The organism is Oceanospirillum beijerinckii DSM 7166, from assembly GCF_000422425.1.
GTDB lineage: Bacteria > Pseudomonadota > Gammaproteobacteria > Pseudomonadales > Halomonadaceae > Oceanospirillum > Oceanospirillum beijerinckii.
Genome location: NZ_AULT01000011.1, coordinates 98,319 through 120,376 on the forward strand (window position 1 = coordinate 98,319; position 22,058 = coordinate 120,376).

The following is a 22,058-nucleotide window of genomic DNA, read 5'->3' on the forward strand; positions in this document are numbered from 1 at the left end:
TTTATGAATCCTCTGCTTTTCTGAGTTAAAACGCGATTCAAAATATTGTAATCTGGTACCTCTGTATTCGGTGTTTACAAAGACGCGACAATTATAGGCTTGTTATATTTGATGTGCTGGATTAAAACTTAGTGGGTATAGCATGAAAAGCTACTGATATTGCTGCGTTTACAGGATGTTCACATAAGCATCTGTCCTGTCCGAGGTTTGTACGTGTATAACGAAACCAATTTCGATCACCTTCCGGTGTTAAGTGCTCTCAGTGATATTGCGGGTTTTGAGCTGGTGCCGGATATTATCTGGATCTTTGACCTGGATCGTCACGGCTTCTGGTGGGGTAACTCCAGTGCACTCAAATTTTGGGGTTTGGATCGGGTTCAGCAGTTGATCGATAAAGACCTGTCGGCTGATACAGAAAGCGCCCGCCAGCGTACGGAACAAACCTTCTACAAAGCGGTTGCTCAGGGTATGACCGTTGACCCCTGGACCACTTACCCCAATGGTAAGCCCAAAACCCTGATGATGAGACATAAAGCCGTCTTACTAGGTCCTGAAAAACACCGAGGTATCATTGCATTTATCAGTGAAGAGGTGAACCTGGGAGAAGACCCGGAAACCCTGATTTTTGCCGAAGCGGTGCGCTACACCTCTGTTGCGGTGACCAGTTTCACCCTACAAGGCAAACCTATCTTTGAAAATCCTGTTGCGGCTGAACTCTATGGTTATGCCCGTGGTGGGCTGGATGCTGCGGGTACTGGTAATACCACTGATGCGTTAGACCATAGCGATGGCAGTGACAATACACTCTCTGAATTTGAGCGCCGTTTTGCTGATCCCGCCGAAGGTAAAGCGCGTTTGGCACAAGCTCAGGCGCATCAGGATGGTCAGCAGGAACATCTGATGCGTACGCAAAAAGGCATTCGTCGTCATGCGGTGAATATTCGTACCAGCCGTCATCCTTTGACCGGGGACTATCTGACGCTGGTGTCGGAATATGATGTGACGGAGCTACATGATGCATTGGCTGAGGCTGAGTGTGTTAAAGAGGAGCTGAAAAAACAGGCCCATTACGATGCGTTAACGGGTTTACCCAGCCTACGTTTGTGCAAGGATCGTATGGAGGAGGCGTTCTCTCAAGCCAAACACGGTAATAAGCAAGTGGCACTGATGTTTGTTGACCTCGATGGCTTTAAATCTGTGAACGATAACTATGGTCACGATGCAGGAGATCAAGTGCTGAAGGCTGTTGGGCAGCGCTTGTCAGCTCTGGTTGGCGCAGAAGACACTGTTGGTCGTATCGGTGGCGATGAATTTATTATTATCCTGCCGGATATCAGCCATAAAGACGATTCTGCACAGATTGCCGAACGTGCCATCAAAGATCTGTCGCAACCGTTTCAGGTTGAGGATGAGGTGTGCCAACGTGTGAATGCCCATATTGGTGCCAGTGTGGGAATCGCGCTGTACCCGGTTTCAGGCCAGAGTGCTGAAGAATTACTGCGCGCCGCCGACCAATCGATGTATCAGGTGAAAAGAGCGGGTAAAAACAACTTCTGCTTTGCCAGCGAGTGGATGGCTTAATATTATGCTCTAAGACAGATCCACCACGGTTTAAGGTAGCGGTATTACTGTTAAAAAATCTATTTGCAGGCCTTATAGGCTAGTGGATGTTTAACTGAAATAGATGATTTAACAGCCATTGCCCAGCGGGACCGATTGCTTTTTTTTCCGTCCACACTACATCGATACCCTGCAGAGAAGCATCTTGCTGATAGACACGCTTCAACACAATCAGATCGCCACTTTCAAGTTCTTCCTGCACCACGGATTCGTGCAAACTGGCCCAACCTAAACCAGCACATAACAGCTCTGCAATAACAAAAGGGCTTTCTGCATACCAAACTTTGGGGCTTAGAATATGGGCGTTATGGCTGGTATCTTCCGGGTTTAAGCTTTTAGGAATGAGCTGGCGATACTGACGCAAGTCACTATGATCTACCTGTTCCAGTTGTGCCAGAGGATGATTTCTACTGCATACCGGCATGCGTCGTGAGTGACCGATTCCGCGGAACTTAAACCCCTGAGGGTAATTCTCCTGCTCCAACATAATCCCCATATCTGCCCGGCCTGTGCGAATCAGCTCCGCAACATCATTGACACCTGGGTCCAGTAGCTCCAGTTCAATATGAGGAAAGGCCTGCTCAAATTTTACCAGTAGTTTAACCATCGCTTGAGTAAAGAGATTCTGCTCAATAGCAACACAAAGTGCGCTCTCTTCACCCAGGTTTATCGAGCGGGCTTTATGGACAAATTCATTGTGGCTCTCCAATACCGCATAAGCGGATTTCAGTAAAGACTCCCCCTCGACGGTCAGTTTGGGGCTGCGGGTCGAGCGGTCAAACAGTTCCACTCCGGACTCAATCTCCAGATTGATCACGGCATTACTGATGGCCGATTGTGCTTTTTTTAAACGTCGGGCTGCGGCAGAAAAAGAACCGGTCTCTGCCGCTGCGACAAAGGCGTTAAGTTGTTCAATATTAGGCATTTTGCTGCTCTCCATAATGCCGCTGTTTTCTTTGCTATCAGGATTATCAGGCTATGGACCTGAAGCCTACAACGTAGTGTAAGTATGAATATATCTGAAAAGCAGATAGAAACTAACTTTTATATATCTCAATAAACAATAGAATGCCCCCTTAACTGAACCTTGATGCCTTGAATAGGTTTGAACCTGGATCTGGACTGGATTAGACCGGGTTGAATTGTATCTATTGCTTGAAGCCTGGTAAGTATTGGGCTTTGGCGATATAAAAGTGAGCGGAGAAATGGAACAGAAAAAAATAGTCGTGAGATCAGGTTGGGATCGGGCTCGGTATGTCGTGAGCTTTGAGATTCTGTTACTGATGTGTCTGGCACCAACAGCGGCATTACTACTTGAGCGTGAGGCACTGGATATCGGGGTTCTGGCTGTAATACTGAGCATCAAAGCGATGATCATTAACGTAATCTACAACTACTTTTATGATCGCTTTGATATCCGTCGTGGTGTGGTGCCAACCGGGCGTACTACCCGTCAGCGTTTGATTCATGCCTTAGGCTTCGAAGGTACTTTAACGCTAACCTCACTGCCACTGGTGATGTGGTGGTTGGATATGAGTGTGTTAGAAGCCCTGATGATGGATGCCGCGATGATGGCCTTTATCGTGATCTATACCTATGCCTTTACTCTGGTCTATGACAAGCTGTTCCCTGTGATTCAGCCGCATCAGGAAGAGATTATTGAAGGGGCTCAAATGGGCTGACCTCAAGCCTTATTATTATCCTGATGACTCGCATAAACAAAAGGCAGAGCACTGGCTCTGCCCTTACTATCTAGCCTTCTTTCCTGCGTCCCAGCATCTACAACGCACATATCTTGTCGAGGATATCCTTCATCTTATGATCATTTTTTAAGCTGTCTTCATAATAATGCAAAAACTCATCGGTCGATTTATTAACAATCTGCAACAGCACTTTCTCCTGGGATTCTGTTAGCCCCCAGTCATCAAAGGCTTTTTGAATATCCATCAGCACATTATCCATAATCGCATGAGTGGCTGTTTTATAATTGCTGTACTGTTGGCTACTGTCCATCATCGCCTGCTGGGCTTCAGAGAGCAGGGCTGAGAGCTTAAATTCAGTCTCCAGTTCATGGATCACTCTGTCAGCCGCTTCAGCAAAGGTGGCGATATAACCCCGATAGCGGTCATTAAGCTCACTATCATCCTGAGGCATATTTTTCGCCAGAATAGAGATTTTACCGCTACTCATACCGATACGGTTTTCATATTCCAGGGTTTTACCATCGCTGACCAGGCGATTCAGAATCTCTTTCTCCAGGGGGGATACGGGGTTTTGTCGCGCCGTAAATACATCCCCTTTGGAAAAGCTGACTTTAACGGTGCTGACCAGATGAAACTTCTCCAGGGCATTTACAATGGTATTGCCCAACCCGGAAACGGAAGAAACAACAGACAGATCGCGAAAGAAGTCTATCACTACCTCCAGCTCACCGGCAGAGGTCAAAGCAGAATGCGCCGTAATGAAAGCGTTATCTTTATCCTGCTGAATACTTTCTCTGAGCTTTTTATTCTCAACCGCTAAACGTACTTTTTGTAACAGCTCATCCGGCGATGCAGGTTTGACAATATAGTCAGAGCCACCGGCATCATAACCGGACATCTTCTCTTCTGTAGTATCGTGGGCGGAAACAAAAATCACATCAATGGTCTGGGTTTTAGGGTTCTGCTTTAACTGGCGACAGGTTTGGTAACCGTCCAGTTCTGGCATAGAAACATCTAACAGAATCACATCTGGTTGCTTCGACTCTGCAGCTTCCAGACCCATAACCCCATTATTAGCAACAATCACCGAGTAGGCTTTGGACAATGTGGAAAACAGGAATGAGATATCAATAGGAGAGTCATCAATAATCAAAACGGTGGGGCGTTGATCTTTACTCATGATTGAGTTCCTGTGTGTTCGACAAGTTGAGCCAGCATCTGTTTGGCCGCTATCACATCGAAAATTCGCATAGTGTCCAGTAACCGATGTAACTCAGGGTAGTGTTGTGCGGAGACTCGATGGCATAGGTTTTCGACCAGATTCAGGGCCTCTGCATAATCATTATCAAAAGCAATCTGTGCCAGTTGAATATCACGGTGAATCTCCTGGCGATTCAGCGTTGAGCCAGAGGTCACTATATCCTGCTGTTCCTCCAGTTGTCCTATCGCTTTCTCAATCTCGACCAGAGTCAAGCGGTGACAATGAGCAAATTCATTTTGCAGCTGGTTAAGCAAAGACACATCCTGATTTTTCAGCGCCAGCTCCAGGGATTTGGCCACTTCTGATAACTGATGAGCACCTAAATTGAGGGCCATTCCTTTCATGCTGTGAGCTTTTTTTAGCGCGTCGTCAATATGGTTATTTTCGATCAGACGATCCATCTGCGAGGGCTCTGCATGATGGGAACGAACAAACTCTTTCAGCACCGCCAGACACAGGGCAGTGTCGTGATTGATGCGCTCCAGAGTGTCCTCAAGGTTCAGAATTTCCGCCATCGTTGCTTACCTTGCATGATTATTTTGCTGGGGTGAGTCGAGTATATAATAGCTTATTGCCATTTGGCTGATCATGATGTTGATCAGCTCAATAAACGCAGAACAGCCTTGTTAATTTGACCTTTAAATAAAGCTGCATGAAAATTACATCTTGATGTAGCCTTTGTAAAGTCAGTGAGGCTTGATTACCTATAAAAGATAAGGTTTTATGGATTTGTATAGCTTATCTTGGTTGAAATATTGTCTGATTGCCAGCGACAGCTATAGACTTGGCACACTAAATAATGGGTTGATCGATGGTATTCAGATTCCGCTGATCGGATTATATAACCACAGCGATATACTGGCGGCCAGCCACATCACTACACCATAAGCCAGATTACTGCGTAGAATCTGACGGGCGCTGATAAAGTAGCGCCCTCTTAGCGACAAGCTCATACCTGACATGGGACTACAGGCCGTACCGATTGCCCAGCTGGCCAGAAACACCATCGCCAACAGATCAACCGGTGGTTCAGTAGGCAATAAAATCCCACTGACCGTCGCGATACTGATTACCGGGTGAACACCAATCAAAGACAACACCAACATAGCTAATAGCAACAGACTAATCACAATAGGTGTCAGAGCCGGAATCGGCAGCAAGTGCCCGTAAAGCATAAAGAGGCTGTTTAATCCTGCCGCCATCGTACCTGCGGTTAAGAACAGTGCCAGCTCGTTCCCCATACGTGCCAGACGATTCTGACTGTGTTGCTGTACTTTTTTCACTAACGGCTGTTTCTGCCACGCCAGAACCGCAATCGCGGTCAGTGGGGCCAATAGGCTGATTAACTGCAGCACCGATAGCTCTGGTATAAACACACGACCGGCAATGACCGCACAGGCCAGAAAAGCCGGAAGTATCAGGTTCTTCATACGCATCGGATAGCCGGTGAACTGTTCCGCTTTTGGCCGAAGTTCAAAATAAGTTATCGTAAGAGATAATATCGCCAGCGGAATACCGGCTTGCATCAGAGTTAATAGATCGGCACCAGGAGCGTAGGTCAGAGCCACCGCCAGAGCGGCAAAAAAAGGGGACCAAAAAGCAGCGGCACAAAAACCCCTTGACAAAACCTTAAGCTGACCTTTCTCAATCTCACCAGTACAACAGCCCGGTTGTCCCTTTGCCGAAGCAAAGCGGTCACCCATAATAAAAACAATAGAGATATTGATCACGGCACCAAACAGATGCAGACCAACCAGGGTTTGCTTTAGGGCTGATCTTCCCCGTGGTGAGTCCTCTTCTGCTTCCTGGGTATCGTTACCCGCAATCAAAGAGAGAAAACTGACCGCCATCAGCATAGCGAGAATATAGCTGTTAGAACTCAGTGCCTGAACAATAGAAACAGTCTCGCCCTGACTATACGCCCACCCCATACCCACCACGCCGACGCCAAACAGCACCTGTGCTTGTTTTTTAGTGCCTGCTGCCAGGTTCTTCCAGCTTAAAATCAGTGCGCACCACAGCAAGAGCGCAGGCCAGATAATCGCAAGGCCAGTAAAAGGAATGGCGATAATCAGTAATAATGCCAGCACCATTAAAGCCCCGATGCTTTGGCTGAGTTGAGAGTGGGTCCACTGGGTTATCATAGCTACCTGGCTGACGGAAAAGATCAGGGCATAAAGCCCGAAGCAAATAATCAGATGATCAAATATTAGAAGAAGTGCTGATACGATAGAGTCTGGCGCATCATACCTCACGTCAAGGATGCGTCAATCTGTAAATAACGATAAATTCTGCCCGTAGACACTTGCTGGCTTGAGCTAAACTGATTTCCTGTTATGCTCTGCGCCCTTGAAGATTTCTGTTCCGAGGTTAACCCGTGCCCTTACCTGTCGTCGCTCCCGAAAAATACGCTGAACTGTTGGACGAAAAAGCACAGCGCATCCGTGCCCAGTTTGCTGAGTTTAATCCGCCTGAGCTGCAGGTGTTTGACTCCCCTGACAGTCACTACCGTATGCGTTCTGAGTTTCGGGTTTGGCACCAGGGCGACGAGACCTACTATGTGATGTTTGATATCGGTGAAGATCCGAAAAAAGATCGTAAAACCGTGCGTATGGATCAATTCCCTGTCGCCAGTAAACTGATCAATAAGCTGATGCTGGATGTGATGGAAGCAGTAAAAGGTGAGCCTGAACTGCGCCGTAAGCTGTTCCAGGTGGAGTTTCTGACCAGTCTGTCCGGTGAAGCCCTGATTACCATGATCTACCACCGCGCATTGGGTGAAGAGTGGGAAGCCCTGGCTCGTGAGCTGCAGACCAAACTGAACGCCAGCATTATCGGTCGTAGTCGCAAACAGCGTATTGTATTGGATAAAGACTATGTGATTGAGTCCTTAAAAGTGGGCGAGCGCACACTGGAATATCAGCAGGTGGAGAACAGCTTTACCCAACCTAATGCCGTGGTGTGTGAAAAGATGCTGGCCTGGGCAGTTGAGTCTACCCAAGGTATCGGCGGTGATCTGGTTGAACTGTACTGCGGTAACGGCAACTTTACCCTGGCGCTGGCTGAGAACTTTGATCACGTTGTAGCTACTGAGATCTCTAAGACCTCGGTAAAATCCGCTCAGCTTAATATTGAGCGTAACGGTATCAGCAATGTGCAGGTAGCGAGGGTTTCCAGTGAAGAGTTTAGCGATGCGTTAGCGGGTAAAACCGAGCTGCGTCGTTTAAGCGAAATGGATCTGGATAGCAAAAACTTCACCACCGTACTGGTTGATCCGCCTCGTGCAGGCTTGGATGATGCGACGGTGGAGCAGGTAGCCCAGTACGATAATATTGTTTATATCTCCTGTAACCCGGATACCCTGTACGACAATCTGAAAGCACTGAGCAAAACCCACCGTATTGAGCGTTTTGCTATGTTTGACCAGTTCCCGTATACCCATCATGTAGAGAGCGGTGTGTTCCTGGTGCGTAAGTAATCTTCCTGCTTTGCTTCTGTCATATATAAACAGCCCCGATAGTGATATCGGGGCTGTTTTTGTCTCAGGCCCTGTTAGGTTTTATTGAGGATACAAAGGTGCCAGGCCTAGTGGCTTTGTCTCTTTTTCCGGCTTAATCTGTTTTACGATTTTAGCCAGCTCTTTACCCTGCCAGCTTTTCGCATTGGCTTGTGGGCCATACAGTGCAGCCTGTAGTTCATTTATAGCCTGCGTAAATGCGATATCAAGACCGGGGGGTAATTGAGGTGTTTCAAGCTGCTTCCATTGCTGCCAGATCTGCCAGGCTTTTTCAGCATCGTTTTGCTGGCAAGCGGTGGTCATCGCCTTACGAAAAATATCCTGCTCTTGTTGCAGTCCTTGGTTTTTAGCGGACAGTGGACTTTTCTGCTCCGTGAGCAAGTGACCCAGGCGTTTAATCTGTTGCTGTTGTCGCCATAGAAGAGCTATCAGAAAGAGGCTCACAGCAGAGATGGCGGCGGTGATATGAGGCCAGTAACCCGCTGAAAATTGAGTTTGGATCACGGGTGTCGCCTGACTTGTGGCTGCAGCTACTGGCGGTGCAGGTTGAGTCTCGACTTGATTAGGGTCTGCCTGAATGGAGAGTTGCAAACTGTTTAAGTTGACGTATTCCAATTGATCCTTTTCAACATTCCACCAGGGAATCGATATTTCTGGCAGGGTTAAGGTGCCTGGCTGAGTCGGGATCAAGGCTATATTCAGGCTTTGTTGGCCAAGGATACCGCCATCCAACATGGTATCTTCCTGTGTCGGTTGCTCAGGGTACTGGCGTACCTGATCCGGTAAGCTTAGCTTCAGTGGCGGTAGCTGAGCGGCGGTTAAGCCCTCTGCTTTCAGCTGCAGGGTGCGGGTTAATGGTGAGCCTGCCTGCCATTGGCTAAAGTCGCCGCTCCATTGCTCAGACAGTGTCAGTTTATTGGCCGGTAACCAGGTGTGACCCTGAGGGAAGCTGTCTGGAATCGGTTTGACGTTGATACTGTGTTCAGGACTTTGAATACGGATATGTTTCAAGCCGCCCAGAGAGTAGCGATTCTGTTGACGAATACGACCACTAAAGGTCTGTGCCGGGAAGCTGAGTACACCGCTTTTTTGCGGATAGATGGCAAAACGCCACTCTGCAACGTTGTAGAGTCGGCCGCTGACACGGGCTTCATAGTCGCGGCGATTACCCAGCTGCAATTGTAGAGCATCTTCCAGTTCTAAATCGGTCAGGCCATGGTCTGAGATAGACGTGGCGTAATAGAGGCGTAGGGTATAGATCAGCTGCTGTTGGACATAGATGCTACCTTCCTGGTCAATTTCACTATCCAGAAAAACATCGGCACTTTCTTCGCTGTTCACCGGGGCGCTGCTGACCTGGAGTGTGATAGGTTCACTCTTTTCACCGTCCAGTGTAATGGCCGGGATGGTAAGTTCGCCGTTACGTTTGGGCAGCAGAGTGATTTCCCATAGCTTTTCACTACGATTTTGTCCGTTAATAATCTGGATATTGGTGCGCACCTGCTGGGTAAGAATTTCGAAGTCTACAGACAGGTCTCGCAGGTCAGGTTGCTCCAGGCTAATCACATCATCAGAGCGGATAAATAATGTGAGACTCTCATTTTCCGCTAATTGAGTTCGATCAACGGTCACTTCAATAGCAGCCAGAGCTTGCGCGCTAAATACCAGAGTCAATATTAAGCTGATACTGAGCAGTAATCGCTGAAGGCCGAGGGCGAACATTTGAGTTAAACATGTTCTATTTAAAGGGGAGCAATTTAATAGGGTGTGTGCAATCGATACGATTACCATGCTTCTCTTCCTTCCGGTAAACGCTGATTTCTTAAGCTGGATTGGTATTCAAATTTACGTCGTAAAAGCCCTGCAGGATCATCGGGTACACGGCGTAGCCACTGTTCCAGGGAATGATCTTCTTCACTTTTTGCTTCAGAAGGCTCGCCGTTGTTTTGTGTATTGTGTCCCTGCGCATCCTGTTCCTGGGCGCTTTGGGAGCGCTGTTCGTCTTGTGCTCCAGTGCGATCCCTTTGCTGTTGCTCGTGGTCCTGACCTTCCTGCGCGCTTTGCTGTTCTGGCTGATTCTGCTGCGTGCTGCTCTGGGCTTCTGAGCCTGTGCCGTTTTGTCGCTGATCTTGTTCAGAACGCGTCTGTTGCCCTTGGCTTTGTTCTGAAGGGTTTTGCTCGGAGGCGTTTTGCTGGTCTGTATTTTGTGAACCCCCTTGTTGGCTATCTTGTTGGTTATCTTCTTGCTGATCCTGAGAGTTATCTTGTGACTGATTCTGCTGCTGGTTTTGTTGTTGTAAAATTTTTTCTACCAACTGGCTGTTGTGTTGGGCATCCCTGTGTTCAGGATTTTGCTTCAGAGCCTGAGCATAGGCCTCAAGTGCTTGCTGATATTCTCCCTGTTGTGCGAGGGCGTTGCCACGATTGTAGTGGCTATCAGCACTGTTATCCTGACCGTAAGCTTCTACAGCTTTATCGTATTGACCATTACGGTAGTAAGCGCTGCCCTGCCAGGCGGGGTCACTCATCAGCTGGCTGGCTTTGCCGTAGTCCTGTTGCTCGAATGCCTGCTCACCTTCGATTTGCGCCTGTTCTGATTCACTCAACCAGAAGGCATAGCTGGGCTTAGGTGTACCGAGCATGAAGAGTAAAGGTAGCACCATCAGCCAGCCGCGACGAAATGCCAGCGCCGCTAATGGCAGTACGGGCAATAAGAACCAGTGTCCTTGTTCGATCCATAGTGGCACCTGAGCTTCGGCCTCTTTGAGCGCCGGATTGATGGCGACTTCTGCCAGCAAGTAATCCAAGTCACTATTATCCAGTTGCATATGACTGAGACGGGCAGAGGTTTGCTCTTGAAGGTTGTGTAGTGGTGTCATATCCAATTGGCTGATAATGACGCTGCCTTTGTTATCTTTGACAAAACTCTGATCTCCCAGAGGAATTGGTGCCCCTTCTGCAGTGCCAACGGCCAGAATACTCAGTTGAACATCTTTATTAAGCTGTTTTCTGATGCCTTTTAATGCCGCTTCGTCCAACCCGTCTGTTACCAGAAGAATACGACCTTTCTGGATACCCGCTTGGCGCATCAGTTGTTGTGCCTGACCGATACCAGCTTCTGCAGCACTGCCCAGTTTGGGCATCAATGCGGGTTCCAGTGCGGGTAGCAGGTTGCGAATAGTGGCGGTGTCAGAGGTGAGAGGGGTTGCGGTATAAGCATCGCCTGCGTAAACCACTAACCCGGTCAAGCCTTCCTTGCGCTGCTCTAATAGATCCATCAGTTTAAGTTTGCTGCGTTGGGCTCGGTTGGGTTTAATATCTTCTGCCAACATAGATAGCGACATATCCAGTACGATCACCAGCGCATCCTGCTTGCTGAATACTGGACGGGATTGTTGACTCCAACTGGGCCCGGCCAGGGCAAAAATCAGTAAGATAATGGATAGAACAATCCAGGGGATATAGTTGGACTCTTCTTTAGGTGCCTGCAGCAGTTTAGCTTGCAGGTCAGCCCGCATTCTACCCCGCCAGGGGTTAGCGGTATGGCGGAATTTCAGATACCACACGACCTGTATAAGCAGGACGGGGATCAGTATCAGGGCCCAGGGACGGGCAAAGTGAAAGCTATCTAACAGCTCCATGGCATTACCCAATAATTATGATTGTTGTGTTCTGTTAACGTACATTTTATGACGTACGCGCCATAGCCTGACAAACCAGCGTCCTGCCATGGCGCATATCAGACTGATCACCGCCAGCAGCAGTGGCCAGTGCAGCAGGCTGTGTCTTGGCCTGAATACCTGGTTGTCCTGCTCAATGGGTTCCAGTTTATCCAGTTGCTGATAGATCTGATCCAGCTCTTCTGTACTGCGAGCACGGAAGTATTGACCACCGGTTTTTTCTGCCAGCGTACGTAAAGTGTATTCATCGAGCTCTTGTGACGGGTTAATGCGACGGGAGCCAAACAGGGTTTTAACCTCTAATTCATCAGCACCGACACCTATGGTATAGATTTTAAGCTTTTGACTGGCTGCCAGCTGTGCAGCCTGGATCGGGTCAATCTCACCGGCAGTATTGGCGCCATCAGTTAGCAATACCAGAATCCGGCCATCTTCCGGGCGATCTTTCAGTCGCTTAACGGCCAGGCCAATCGCATCTCCAATAGCCGTTTGTTCACCGGCCATACGCAACTGAATCTCCTGCAGTTGGCTGGAGACGGTATTTCTGTCATGGGTCAGGGGAACATGCAGATAAGCTTGGCTACCAAACACGATCAGGCCTAGGCGATCACCTTCCCGACGCAGAACAAAGTCAGAGACGATCGCTTTCACGGCAGTTAAACGATCCGTCGGTTCCTGCTGTAAGCGCATATCTTCCATCTGCATACTGCCAGAGATATCTACAGCGAGCATAAAATCATGGCCTTTATTGGGCAGTGGAATGGCTTCGCCAATCCACTGGGGGTGACTGGCAGACAGCAGCAGCAGCAACCATAACCAGCTGGCAAATAACAGGCGTTTCAGGTTTTTCCGACTGTAGCTGTGTTGAACTCTTGCTTTGTCCCGGGACTGCAAATAGCTCACCTTTAACAGATACTGCCGATTAGGTGCAGCCGGGAAAAAGTAATACACCAGTACCGGTAAAGGCAACAGGAGCGTTATCCAGGGCCAGATAAAGTCCAGTTGAGAGTAGAAATTGGTTAAGCTTGACGACAGATCCACTGCTTTACAGTCTCCATTAATACCTTCTCGTCAAAAGCTTCAGCCTCAGGCTGATAGAGTTGTATCAACACCTGACCAGGACCTGAGGTGAAGTCATGGGTATGGCCGCTTTTATCCAGAAAGCTCAGCCAGGCATTACCTGAAAGAGAGGCAACCTCTTCACGGCCGTAATACTCAATGGCCATACGCCGTAGTAATACATTCAGTTCATTCAGTAACTGCTGAGATTGGTTGTGTTGCTGAAATCTATCCTGCATCTGGCTGAGTTCATTCAGGGCATAGTGACGTGTACGGCCTTGCAAGTTACGACGCTTAAGCCAATAGAAACCCAGTAAGCCGATAGATAGTGTCAGCAGTAGCGCAAGTGCAGGCCACCAGTTGTGTAGCAGTACTTGCCAACCTGGCGTCGCAGTGGGCAAGTGAATATCTTTTAACTGCTCCAGCAGGGGTTGCTGGTTGTTCATTGCTTTAGCTCCTGCACGATGTTTATCCTGTACTCTCTTATTTTTTGCGTTATAACCATTTGATTTAGCGTTTTATTTTGCCGACCCTATAATAGAATTAAAACCATTTTTTGTATGTGATTGCAGCTTGTATATTTTGTCAATCAAGGAACCGCTCAGGCAAAATACTGTTTTAACACCTCTGCGGGGTGGTCTCTGGTGGAAAGTGAGATCAGCTGTCCTCCGCTTTTCAGCAGAGCTTGTTGTAACGCCTGTTGACGCTGCTCATATCCTTTGCGATAGCGGCTTTGATCTTGTGGTTTATCGCCATCAAAAAATACCTGCTGTCGCCCATCTGTTAGATTGCAGGGGCCTTCAGGAAGTTCATATTCCAGAGGGTCAGATACCTGAATAGCCAGCAGATTATGGCGTTTGCTAATCTGTCGCAGCACGGAAAAATCTGTCAGGTCCAGAGACCAGAAATCACTGATAATCACCATCAGATTGCCATGTCCGGACTGTGCAGCCATCTGTTGCAGTACCTGATTCATACGCCCAGGTTGAGCTTGGGAGAGCTGAGCAGATAAGGGGGAAGGGTTCTCTTGATCGATATCGCTATCCAGTGCTTTGCCATACTGACACAGGGCTTGTAATAGTGGTAACAACCCCTTCTGACGGGCTTTTGGCTGAATCAGCTGATAGTGACTACCGTTAAATACCAAGCCGCCACAACGATCTCCCTGAGAGAGGCAGGACCAGCCCAGTGTGGCGGCGATATTAGCGGCTTGTTCAGCTTTGCTGCGCTCGCTGCCAAATAACATACTGTGGCTCATATCCACCACCAGATGCACCGGACGCTCTTTTTCTTCCAGAAATACCTTGGTATGAGGCTTTCGGGTGCGGGCGGTAACCTTCCAATCCATCAACCGTATATCATCTCCAGGTTGATAGTTACGGATCTCACTTAATTCCATCCCGCGGCCCTGAATACGGGAGCGGTGCTGACCGGCCAGGCTTGAGCGTGATTGCGTTTTCAGATGAGCGCCCAGAGCACTCTGATATCTCTGCCAACCGATGAGCTGTTGAAGGCTTAGCTCAGGCAGAAACTCGCCGCCTTCAACCGCTAGTGGCTGAGGCATCAGTCGATTACTGAATTTTTTCCAGGTTTGTTTCAGCATAGGCTGCTCCGCATAACCCTGTTTATTCGCTTACTGCTACCTGGTAGAAAGAGCTGTGGCATAAGAAATGAAAAAGCTTTAGGCAACAGGGACATGCTGTAACAGATGCTGGATCACCTGATCGCTATTAAAGCCCGCTGCTTCCGCTTCGTAGCGCAGAATCAGGCGGTGACGAAATACATCAGGCAGTAGCGCTTGCACATCTTCCGGGGTTACAAAATCACGTCCCGCCAACCAGGCTTGGGCACGGGCACAGCGGTCCAATGCCAGTGTGGCGCGGGGGCTGACACCGTATTCAATCCAGCTGGCCAAATCCTGATCATATTGTTCCGGTCGTCGAGTAGCGTCCACAAGGTGCACGATATATTGCTCAATGGCTTCTGCCATATAGATATCCAGAACACTTTGACGAGCCTCAATAATCTGCTGCAGAGTGACGACAGGGGCTTCTGACACATTATTTCCCTTACTGAGCAGAAATTTCTGCTCTTCCCGCACCAGGCGTAAAATTTCCAGCTCTGCTTCGGCAGAGGGGTAGTGCAGGTTTACGTGCAGCAGGAAGCGATCCAGTTGCGCTTCTGGCAGTGGATAGGTGCCTTCCTGTTCAATGGGATTCTGGGTCGCCATGACCAAGAAGGTTTCCGGCAACGGATAACTGGTATTACCTACAGTTACCTGACGTTCTGCCATCGCTTCCAGTAGCGCCGCCTGCACTTTTGCTGGTGCGCGGTTGATCTCATCGGCAAGGATGAAATGGTTGAACACAGGACCTTGTTGAAAGCTAAAGGCATTGCTCTCCGGCTGATAGATATCGGTGCCGGTAATATCGGCGGGCAGTAGATCAGGGGTAAATTGAATACGTTGAAAACTGCCTTCCAGGCCTTCTGCCAGTGTTTTAATCGCTTTGGTTTTAGCCAAACCCGGGGGGCCTTCAACCAATAAGTGGCCGTCTGCCAGAAGTGCGATTAACAATCGTGACAGCAGGGTTTCCTGGCCAATAATTTGTTGTTGCAGGTGTTGATTAAGTTGCTGAAAGACGTCGCGTATTGTCATGATGTTCCTTGCTTTCTGCACTTCTATTTGCGTTTCACTTTTAAAACGAGATCCAATGTTGACCCTTTTTTATCGGCCCTGTTCCCGTTTTTTGCATGATGATTGCCGACGAAATTTTGACTTTTTGTCAGATAAAGTATGCATGTCAGCCGGTTTGTTTCTGACTATATTGTCTGATTTTATTTAGATCTGACACAGATATGGTGTGTTTTCTCTAAATTACAACATTATGAGAATAATTTTTCGCCTTATGCTTTTTTGTAATACAACTGATGCTTAATGGTTGATTTGTACTATGTTTTCAACAAAGCTTAACCAACATCGGTCAATTCTTTTTTACCAATAGACATGTTGTCGTTACATTGTGTTAACAAGTGTGGTGCTATATCGACTCAAACAACGATCTTTTTTGAGCGCTCAACCAGGCAAGGGATTCAGAGGAGTGTCTGGTTAATATGGGTTATGTCTAACCGGTATATCGCTCACCATAAGTCGTAACGTCGAGTGCCTGAAGGTAAGAAAAAGATCGAACAACAACTCCAAACAGGGTACAGGGCAGAGGTCAGCAATGATGTATCAAGCCAGTGAAGGTCATAAGAAGTTTCTCAATCGACTTGAGGAACAGCTCACGTCACGCTTCTCCGAACAGCAAGTCAAAGATATCACCCATTTTTCCGGTTTTTATTATGCATCCGCGTCCCTGGACGATTTAGCAGAATATCGTCCCGATGATCTGTACGGTGCTACGGTATCGACTTGGCACTTTGTACAAAAGTATGACCGTAATCAGCCTAAGATTCGTGTCTATAATCCGGATTATGAACAGGATGGTTGGCAGTCGACTCATACTATTATCGAAGTTCTGCAGAAAGATATGCCTTTCCTGGTGGACTCTATTCGCATTGAGCTGAATCGTCGAGGTCTGACCGTACATACTATCCACAATGCGGTGCTGAAGTTCCAGCGTGATGCTGCTGGTCAGTTACAACAAGTGGCAGGGCATAAGGCTGAGCTGGATGGTGCTGAGCACGAATCCCTGATCTATATCGAGGTGGATCGTCATACCGATCAGAGTGAGCTGGATGATCTGGGGCTATCTGTCACTGAAGTGATGACAGAGATCTCGACCGCTGTTAATGACTTCCCAGCGATGCGTGAAAAAGCACAGGTGTTGTGTCAGGAGCTGTCCAATAGCCACCCACCGCATCTGTCCAATGACAACATTCAGGAAGCCGTGGATTTCCTTGATTGGCTGGATCACGATCACTTCACCTACCTGGGTTATGATGAGTATGAAGTGGTTGATCAGGACGGCAAAAAAGTTCTGAAGCAGGTTGAAGGATCTGAACTGGGTGTGCTGAAGCTGGATGATGATCGCTACAGTGCGCAGTCCCGTCATGATATGGCGCTGGATGCCCGTCAGTTTGTCCTGATCCCTGAACTGCTGAGCTTTGCCAAAGGCTCCTCTCATGCTCGTGTACACCGTCCGGCTTATCCGGATTACATCACCATTAAGCGTTTTGACGGTCAAGGCCAGTTAATTGGAGAGAGCCGCTTCCTGGGTCTGTACACCGCATCGGTCTACAATCAGTTGCCGGGCAATATCCCTATTCTGCGTAAGAAAGTGGATGCGGTGATGCAGGCATCCGGCCTGGACCCGAAAGGCCATAACGGTAAACATCTGACCCAGATTCTGGATGTATTTCCTCGGGATGACCTGTTCCAGATCGATCTGCACGAATTGACTGAAACGGCCTTGGGTATTCTGAATATCCGCGAGCGCCGTAAGGTGCGTCTGTTTATCCGTGAAGACAGCTTCGGTAAACTGTATTCCTGTATGGTGTATGTGCCGCGTGATATCTACAGCACAGAGTTCCGCCATAAAGCACAAGAAATTCTGTGGGAAGCACTGGATGCCAATGGCAGCGAGTTCCATACCTATTTCTCTGAATCAGCCCTGGCTCGTACCCAATTTATTCTGCGCTTTAACGGTGATACTGCCCCTGAGTACTCTATTAAGGAGATTGAGCAGAAGATCATCAATATCGCCCGCTCCTGGAGCGATGATCTGCTGGAAGCGCTGGTCGAGCGCTATGGCGAAGAGAAAGCCAACCGCTACTATCATGCCTACAAAACAGCGTTTCCTGCCAGTTACCGTGAAGATTTCAGCCCGCGCGGTGCTGTGATTGATATCGGCTATATTGAACAGCTGAGCGAAGAGCGTCAGGTGACTATGAGCTTCTACCGTCACCTGGAAGATCAGGGGCGTCACCTCCAGTTCCAGTTATTCCATGAAGATGAGCAACTACCGCTGTCTGATGTGATTCCAGTATTGGAAAATCTGGGCATGCGTGTGGTGGGTGAGCACCCTTATGAGATTCAGCGTGCGGACGGTCGCACCATCTGGCTGCACGACTTTGCGCTGGAACCGGCAGGTCAGGGCGAAATCAATCTGAGTGATATTAACGAAGTCTTCAAAGATGCTTTCGAACAAACCTGGAAAGGTGCGGCAGAGAATGACTCCTTTAACCGCCTGGTATTAACGGCGCGTCTGGGCTGGCGTCAGGTAAGTATGCTGCGTGCTTATGCCCGTTATATGAAGCAGGTGCGCTTTAACTTCGATCAGGGCTATATCGCTTCCACGCTGGAAAGTCATTCCGATATTACCGCTCTGCTGTTAGATCTGTTTACGCTGCGCTTTGATCCTGAAGCCGGCTACAGTGAAGATGCTGAAGCGGCGCTGGTTGAGAAGATCAATGAAGCGTTGGATCAGGTGCAGAGCCTGACCGAAGATATGATTCTGCGTCGCTATATGCAGCTGATGCAGGCAACCCTGCGGACTAACTTCTACCAGCCTGATGCCAATGGCCAGGTGAAGAGCTACATCTCCTTTAAACTGGATGTGAATAAGATCCCGGATGTGCCGCTGCCACGCCCGATGTTTGAGATCTTTGTTTACTCGCCGCGCGTTGAAGGTGTGCATTTGCGTGGTGGTAAGGTGGCTCGCGGTGGTCTGCGCTGGTCTGATCGTCATGAAGATTTCCGTACCGAGATTCTGGGTCTGGTAAAAGCCCAGCAGGTGAAGAATGCGGTGATCGTACCTGTGGGTGCTAAAGGTGGTTTTGTCAGCAAGTGTCCTCCGGAAGGCGGTGATCGTGATGCCATGCTGCAGGATGGTATTGAATGCTATAAAACCTTTATTACTGCCCTGCTGGATGTGACCGATAATCTGGTTGAGGGTGTGGTGGTTCCGCCTCAGATGGTGGTACGTCACGATGAAGACGACCCCTACCTGGTTGTGGCTGCTGACAAAGGCACGGCGACCTTCTCCGATATCGCCAACAGCATCTCTCTGGAGCATGGTTTCTGGTTAAAAGATGCCTTTGCTTCCGGTGGTGCAAACGGTTACGACCATAAGAAGATGGGTATTACGGCTCGCGGTGCCTGGGTATCAGTACAGCGTCACTTCCGTGAACTGGGCCATAACATTCAGAAAGATGAGTTTTCTGTTGTGGGTATCGGTGACATGAGTGGTGATGTATTCGGTAACGGCATGCTGTTATCGGATAAGATCCAGCTAGTGTGTGCCTTTAACCACCTGCATATCTTTGTTGATCCAAACCCGGATGCCGCGGCCAGCTTCCGTGAGCGTAAGCGCATGTTTGAACTGCCGCGTTCCAGCTGGGCGGATTACAACAAAGCGCTGATCTCTGAAGGCGGCGCGATTTTCTCCCGTGCGGCGAAATCTATTGATATCAGCCCGCAGATGAAAGCGCGCTTCAATATCACAGAAAACCGTATGGCACCTAATGACCTGATCTCTGCGATCCTGAGAGCGCCTGTGGATCTGATCTGGAACGGTGGTATCGGTACTTATGTCAAAGCCAGCACAGAGAGCCATGCGGCGGTAGGCGATAAAGCCAATGACAGTCTGCGTATCAATGGTAAAGAGCTGAACGCTCGGGTTATCGGTGAAGGCGGCAACCTGGGTCTGACTCAGCGTGCCCGTATGGAGTATTGTCAGAAAGGCGGCTCTGTTAACACGGACTTTATTGATAATGCCGGTGGTGTGGATTGTTCGGACCACGAAGTTAACATTAAGATTTTACTTGATGAAATTGTCAGCCAGGGTGATATGACCAACAAGCAGCGTAATCAGCTGCTGGAAGATATGACCGATGAAGTGGCTGATCTGGTACTGCAGAACAACTATGCTCAAAGTGGTGCTCTCAGCCTGTCCAAGTTGATGGCCAAAGAGGGTATCGGTCAGTTCCGTCGCTTTATCAATGCACTGGAAAGTGAAGGCAAGCTGAACCGGGCGCTGGAGTTTATTCCTTCCGATGAGGCTCTGCTGGAACGCTTTAATCAGGGTGGTGGTTTAACCCTGCCAGAACTGTCGGTACTGATCTCTTATGCTAAAGCAGACCTGAAACTGGCGATTGTGGCATCGGACCTGCCGGAAGACAGCTACATTGAGAAGGAGATGGAAAATGCCTTCCCGCAAGTGCTGGTAGATAAGTTCAAGCCGGCCATGTACAACCACCGACTGAAGCGTGAGATTGTGGCCAATCAGCTGGCTAATGATCTGGTACACCATGGTGGTATTGCCTTTATTCACCGTCTGATCGACTCTTCCGGTGCCGAAGCCGCAGAGATTGCCCGTGCTTATGTGGTCGCCCGTGACGTCTTTGGTATTCATAATCTGTGGAGCCAGATCGAACAGTTGGATTATCTGGTTTCCAGTGACGTACAATACGGCATGATGATGGAGCTGATGCGACTGATTCGCCGTGCAACCCGCTGGTTCCTGCGCCCACATCTGGCCAATATGAGTGTCAGCGATGTGATCGCATTGTACGAACCCAAGGTACGCATGTTGAGCGAAGATATCGGTGAGCGCCTGAAAGGTGCGCAGCTGGAGCGCTGGACTCAGCGTCGTGGTGAGCTAATCGATCAGGGTGTTCCTGAGCTGTTGGCCGACCAGATTGCAGCGACTTCCAGTCTGTACTCCCTGCTGGGTGTGGTGGAAGCCGAACGGGTCACTGGCGAGAAACTTCCTCGTGTGGCCGATGTCTACTTTGAATTGGGTTATCAGCTGGATCTACAGTGGATCAGCCAGAAAATTACCGAGCTGCATGTCCATGACAGCTGGGAAGCACTGGCCCGTGAAACGTTCCGTGATGACCTGGATTGGCAGAGCCGTGCTTTGGCGATCAGTGTACTGCAGATGGAAGACGGCGCTCTGGATGTGGAAGAGCGTGTTTCCCAGTGGATGAAACGTCATCAGCATCAGGTATTACGTTGGCAGCGCATCATGGATGAGATCGATTCCGGCGGCAAAGCGGACTTCCCTATCTTCTCGGTAGCGATGCGCGAGCTGTTCGATCTGGCCCAGATGCAGATGGAAGCATAAGTTAATCGAGAACCATGTCTGAAGTTATTATTTCACTCAGTTTAAGTGCGGAGAAATATCTGGAGTATTATCGCGGTTACGCCACTGGCGTAATCGCCTACGATACCTGGGGGCGGCGGATTCAAATCCCCGCCAATATCCTGCGGCCCTTTGTCACAAGCCAAGGGGTCCATGGACGCTTCAAAGTCAGCTTTAACAGCGAAAATAAGTTTCAGTCGATCGAGCGGGTGTAGATACACCCGCTTTTTTGTTTTTTAGACCAGCAGTACTGATAAATTGTCATTAGAATACGTTTAGGCTGTCTTGTGTGAAAGCACCAGTTGATTCTTACCATTACGTTTGGCTTCATATAAAGCATCGTCTGCGGCTGATATTAGTGCTTCTGGTGTCCTGCATTTCTTATCAAGCTCGGCTAAACCAATGCTCACCGTTACTGAAAAACTGTCGAACTTTAAGCGCTCAATGTGTTCCCGAATACGCTCACCCACTTGAGACGCTTGTTCTCTGTCGGTGTCTGGCATAATCACAGCCAACTCTTCCCCACCATAGCGGGCCGCGATATCCATTTCCCGTATTGACTGATTGATACTACCGCCTACTTCAGTCAGCACTCGATCACCGGTCTGATGGCCGTGGCAGTCGTTAACCTGTTTGAAATCATCGATATCGATCATTAAAAGGCACAGAGAAGTGTTGTTTCTTTGTGCGCTATAAATACTTTTTTTGATAATGACATCAAATACATCACGGATATAAAGCTTGGTCAGCTCATCAACGGTAGCGGCCCGACTGACAAAATTACTTTTATCTTGCTCAATTATCTTTGGCGCTGATAAGTTGTCTGAGAAATTAGTTAAATAGTCGAGTGTAGCCACACTTAAACCAACATCTCTCTGAAGCGTATGGTTTAACTCTTCCATATGGCTATTGATTTTTGACCACAGGCCCTTAGCATGCTCTTCTGTATAAGGCTCATGAGTCAGTGACATAAGAAGGGTCGAGTACAAGCGGTCAGGATACCGTTTTTCGTAGAACCTTAGCCTGTCTTTAGTGGAGGTAATATAATTTATCTGCGTGAGCGTAAGCGAATCGGATTCAATTTCGATCACTTCTTCAAGTTGCTGATTGTTATTCTTCATTTGATTTCCC

General features: G+C 48.6%; 16 protein-coding genes. 5 read left to right on the forward strand and 11 right to left on the reverse strand.

Annotated features, from left to right (window positions below):
* Positions 1–213 precede the first annotated feature (213 nt).
* Positions 214–1,581, forward strand: a complete 1,368-nt coding sequence (locus H579_RS0105290; protein WP_028299820.1) for a sensor domain-containing diguanylate cyclase — start codon at positions 214–216, stop codon at positions 1,579–1,581.
* A 79-nt stretch (positions 1,582–1,660) separates the two neighbouring features.
* On the opposite strand, the gene H579_RS0105295 is transcribed toward H579_RS0105290, so the two are convergent.
* Complete coding sequence (locus H579_RS0105295) at positions 1,661–2,545, reverse strand: LysR family transcriptional regulator (RefSeq protein ID WP_036565453.1); 885 nt, start codon at positions 2,543–2,545, stop codon at positions 1,661–1,663.
* 280 nt (positions 2,546–2,825) lie between these two features.
* Here H579_RS0105295 and H579_RS0105300 point away from each other — a divergent pair, with 280 nt between their 5' ends.
* On the forward strand, positions 2,826–3,302 hold the full coding sequence (locus tag H579_RS0105300; RefSeq protein ID WP_036565411.1) for a PACE efflux transporter: 477 nt from the start codon (positions 2,826–2,828) through the stop codon (positions 3,300–3,302).
* A 97-nt stretch (positions 3,303–3,399) separates the two neighbouring features.
* Here H579_RS0105300 and H579_RS27620 read toward each other — a convergent pair whose 3' ends face one another.
* The 3 genes from H579_RS27620 to H579_RS0105315 all read right to left on the reverse strand — a co-directional run bounded on the left by H579_RS27620 (position 3,400) and on the right by H579_RS0105315 (position 6,728).
* Positions 3,400–4,503, reverse strand: coding sequence for a response regulator (locus tag H579_RS27620; protein WP_051227325.1), 1,104 nt, complete (start codon positions 4,501–4,503; stop codon positions 3,400–3,402).
* Positions 4,500–5,099 carry an Hpt domain-containing protein gene (locus H579_RS0105310; protein WP_028299823.1) on the reverse strand — a complete coding sequence of 200 codons (600 nt, stop codon included), beginning with the start codon at positions 5,097–5,099 and terminating at the stop codon, positions 4,500–4,502. Before H579_RS0105310 ends, H579_RS27620 begins: the two co-directional genes overlap by 4 nt.
* A gap of 303 nt (positions 5,100–5,402) precedes the next feature.
* Complete coding sequence (locus H579_RS0105315; protein ID WP_028299824.1) at positions 5,403–6,728, reverse strand: hypothetical protein; 1,326 nt, start codon at positions 6,726–6,728, stop codon at positions 5,403–5,405.
* Between the two features lie 233 nt (positions 6,729–6,961).
* Between H579_RS0105315 and trmA the strand changes: the two genes are divergently transcribed.
* Complete coding sequence (gene trmA / locus H579_RS0105320) at positions 6,962–8,062, forward strand: tRNA (uridine(54)-C5)-methyltransferase TrmA (RefSeq protein WP_028299825.1); 1,101 nt, start codon at positions 6,962–6,964, stop codon at positions 8,060–8,062.
* Between the two features lie 81 nt (positions 8,063–8,143).
* Here trmA and H579_RS27625 read toward each other — a convergent pair whose 3' ends face one another.
* The 6 genes from H579_RS27625 to H579_RS0105350 form a co-directional block, all read right to left on the reverse strand.
* Positions 8,144–9,823 carry a BatD family protein gene (locus tag H579_RS27625; RefSeq protein ID WP_157834557.1) on the reverse strand — a complete coding sequence of 560 codons (1,680 nt, stop codon included), beginning with the start codon at positions 9,821–9,823 and terminating at the stop codon, positions 8,144–8,146.
* Positions 9,824–9,885: 62 nt separating this feature from the next.
* Positions 9,886–11,742 carry a vWA domain-containing protein gene (locus H579_RS0105330; RefSeq protein WP_028299826.1) on the reverse strand — a complete coding sequence of 619 codons (1,857 nt, stop codon included), beginning with the start codon at positions 11,740–11,742 and terminating at the stop codon, positions 9,886–9,888.
* A 15-nt stretch (positions 11,743–11,757) separates the two neighbouring features.
* On the reverse strand, positions 11,758–12,822 hold the full coding sequence (locus H579_RS24325) for a vWA domain-containing protein (protein WP_245583216.1): 1,065 nt from the start codon (positions 12,820–12,822) through the stop codon (positions 11,758–11,760).
* Complete coding sequence (locus H579_RS24330) at positions 12,801–13,286, reverse strand: DUF4381 domain-containing protein (protein ID WP_051227327.1); 486 nt, start codon at positions 13,284–13,286, stop codon at positions 12,801–12,803. The genes H579_RS24325 and H579_RS24330 overlap by 22 nt, the downstream gene beginning before the upstream one ends.
* A 155-nt stretch (positions 13,287–13,441) precedes the next feature.
* A complete protein-coding gene (locus tag H579_RS24335) occupies positions 13,442–14,443 on the reverse strand; it encodes a DUF58 domain-containing protein (protein ID WP_051227328.1) in 1,002 nt (333 codons plus the stop codon).
* 78 nt (positions 14,444–14,521) lie between these two features.
* The gene (locus tag H579_RS0105350; protein ID WP_028299827.1) at positions 14,522–15,496 is read right to left on the reverse strand and encodes an AAA family ATPase; all 975 of its coding nucleotides are present in this window, start codon (positions 15,494–15,496) and stop codon (positions 14,522–14,524) included.
* A 568-nt stretch (positions 15,497–16,064) separates the two neighbouring features.
* Between H579_RS0105350 and H579_RS0105355 the strand changes: the two genes are divergently transcribed.
* Complete coding sequence (locus H579_RS0105355; protein ID WP_028299828.1) at positions 16,065–20,909, forward strand: NAD-glutamate dehydrogenase; 4,845 nt, start codon at positions 16,065–16,067, stop codon at positions 20,907–20,909.
* A gap of 14 nt (positions 20,910–20,923) precedes the next feature.
* Positions 20,924–21,142 (forward strand): DUF2835 domain-containing protein, encoded by a 219-nt coding sequence (locus H579_RS0105360; RefSeq protein ID WP_028299829.1) that lies wholly within the window; start codon positions 20,924–20,926, stop codon positions 21,140–21,142.
* Between the two features lie 60 nt (positions 21,143–21,202).
* Here H579_RS0105360 and H579_RS24340 read toward each other — a convergent pair whose 3' ends face one another.
* The gene (locus tag H579_RS24340) at positions 21,203–22,048 is read right to left on the reverse strand and encodes a GGDEF domain-containing protein (RefSeq protein ID WP_051227329.1); all 846 of its coding nucleotides are present in this window, start codon (positions 22,046–22,048) and stop codon (positions 21,203–21,205) included.
* Between the last annotated feature and the right edge of the window lie 10 nt (positions 22,049–22,058).

What these genes read in the sequence shown, in the direction of transcription:
- H579_RS0105315 (WP_028299824.1), bottom strand. Translation starts at nt 6,728, where the DNA reads ATGATAACCCAGTGGACCCACTCTCAACTCAGCCAAAGCATCGGGGCT.
- H579_RS24335 (WP_051227328.1), bottom strand. Translation starts at nt 14,443, where the DNA reads ATGCTGAAACAAACCTGGAAAAAATTCAGTAATCGACTGATGCCTCAG.
- H579_RS0105310 (WP_028299823.1), bottom strand. Translation starts at nt 5,099, where the DNA reads ATGGCGGAAATTCTGAACCTTGAGGACACTCTGGAGCGCATCAATCAC.
- H579_RS0105355 (WP_028299828.1), top strand. Translation starts at nt 16,065, where the DNA reads ATGATGTATCAAGCCAGTGAAGGTCATAAGAAGTTTCTCAATCGACTT.
- H579_RS0105350 (WP_028299827.1), bottom strand. Translation starts at nt 15,496, where the DNA reads ATGACAATACGCGACGTCTTTCAGCAACTTAATCAACACCTGCAACAA.
- H579_RS0105295 (WP_036565453.1), bottom strand. Translation starts at nt 2,545, where the DNA reads ATGCCTAATATTGAACAACTTAACGCCTTTGTCGCAGCGGCAGAGACC.
- H579_RS0105360 (WP_028299829.1), top strand. Translation starts at nt 20,924, where the DNA reads ATGTCTGAAGTTATTATTTCACTCAGTTTAAGTGCGGAGAAATATCTG.
- H579_RS24340 (WP_051227329.1), bottom strand. Translation starts at nt 22,048, where the DNA reads ATGAAGAATAACAATCAGCAACTTGAAGAAGTGATCGAAATTGAATCC.
- H579_RS0105300 (WP_036565411.1), top strand. Translation starts at nt 2,826, where the DNA reads ATGGAACAGAAAAAAATAGTCGTGAGATCAGGTTGGGATCGGGCTCGG.
- H579_RS0105330 (WP_028299826.1), bottom strand. Translation starts at nt 11,742, where the DNA reads ATGGAGCTGTTAGATAGCTTTCACTTTGCCCGTCCCTGGGCCCTGATA.
- H579_RS27625 (WP_157834557.1), bottom strand. Translation starts at nt 9,823, where the DNA reads ATGTTCGCCCTCGGCCTTCAGCGATTACTGCTCAGTATCAGCTTAATA.
- H579_RS27620 (WP_051227325.1), bottom strand. Translation starts at nt 4,503, where the DNA reads ATGAGTAAAGATCAACGCCCCACCGTTTTGATTATTGATGACTCTCCT.
- H579_RS24330 (WP_051227327.1), bottom strand. Translation starts at nt 13,286, where the DNA reads ATGAACAACCAGCAACCCCTGCTGGAGCAGTTAAAAGATATTCACTTG.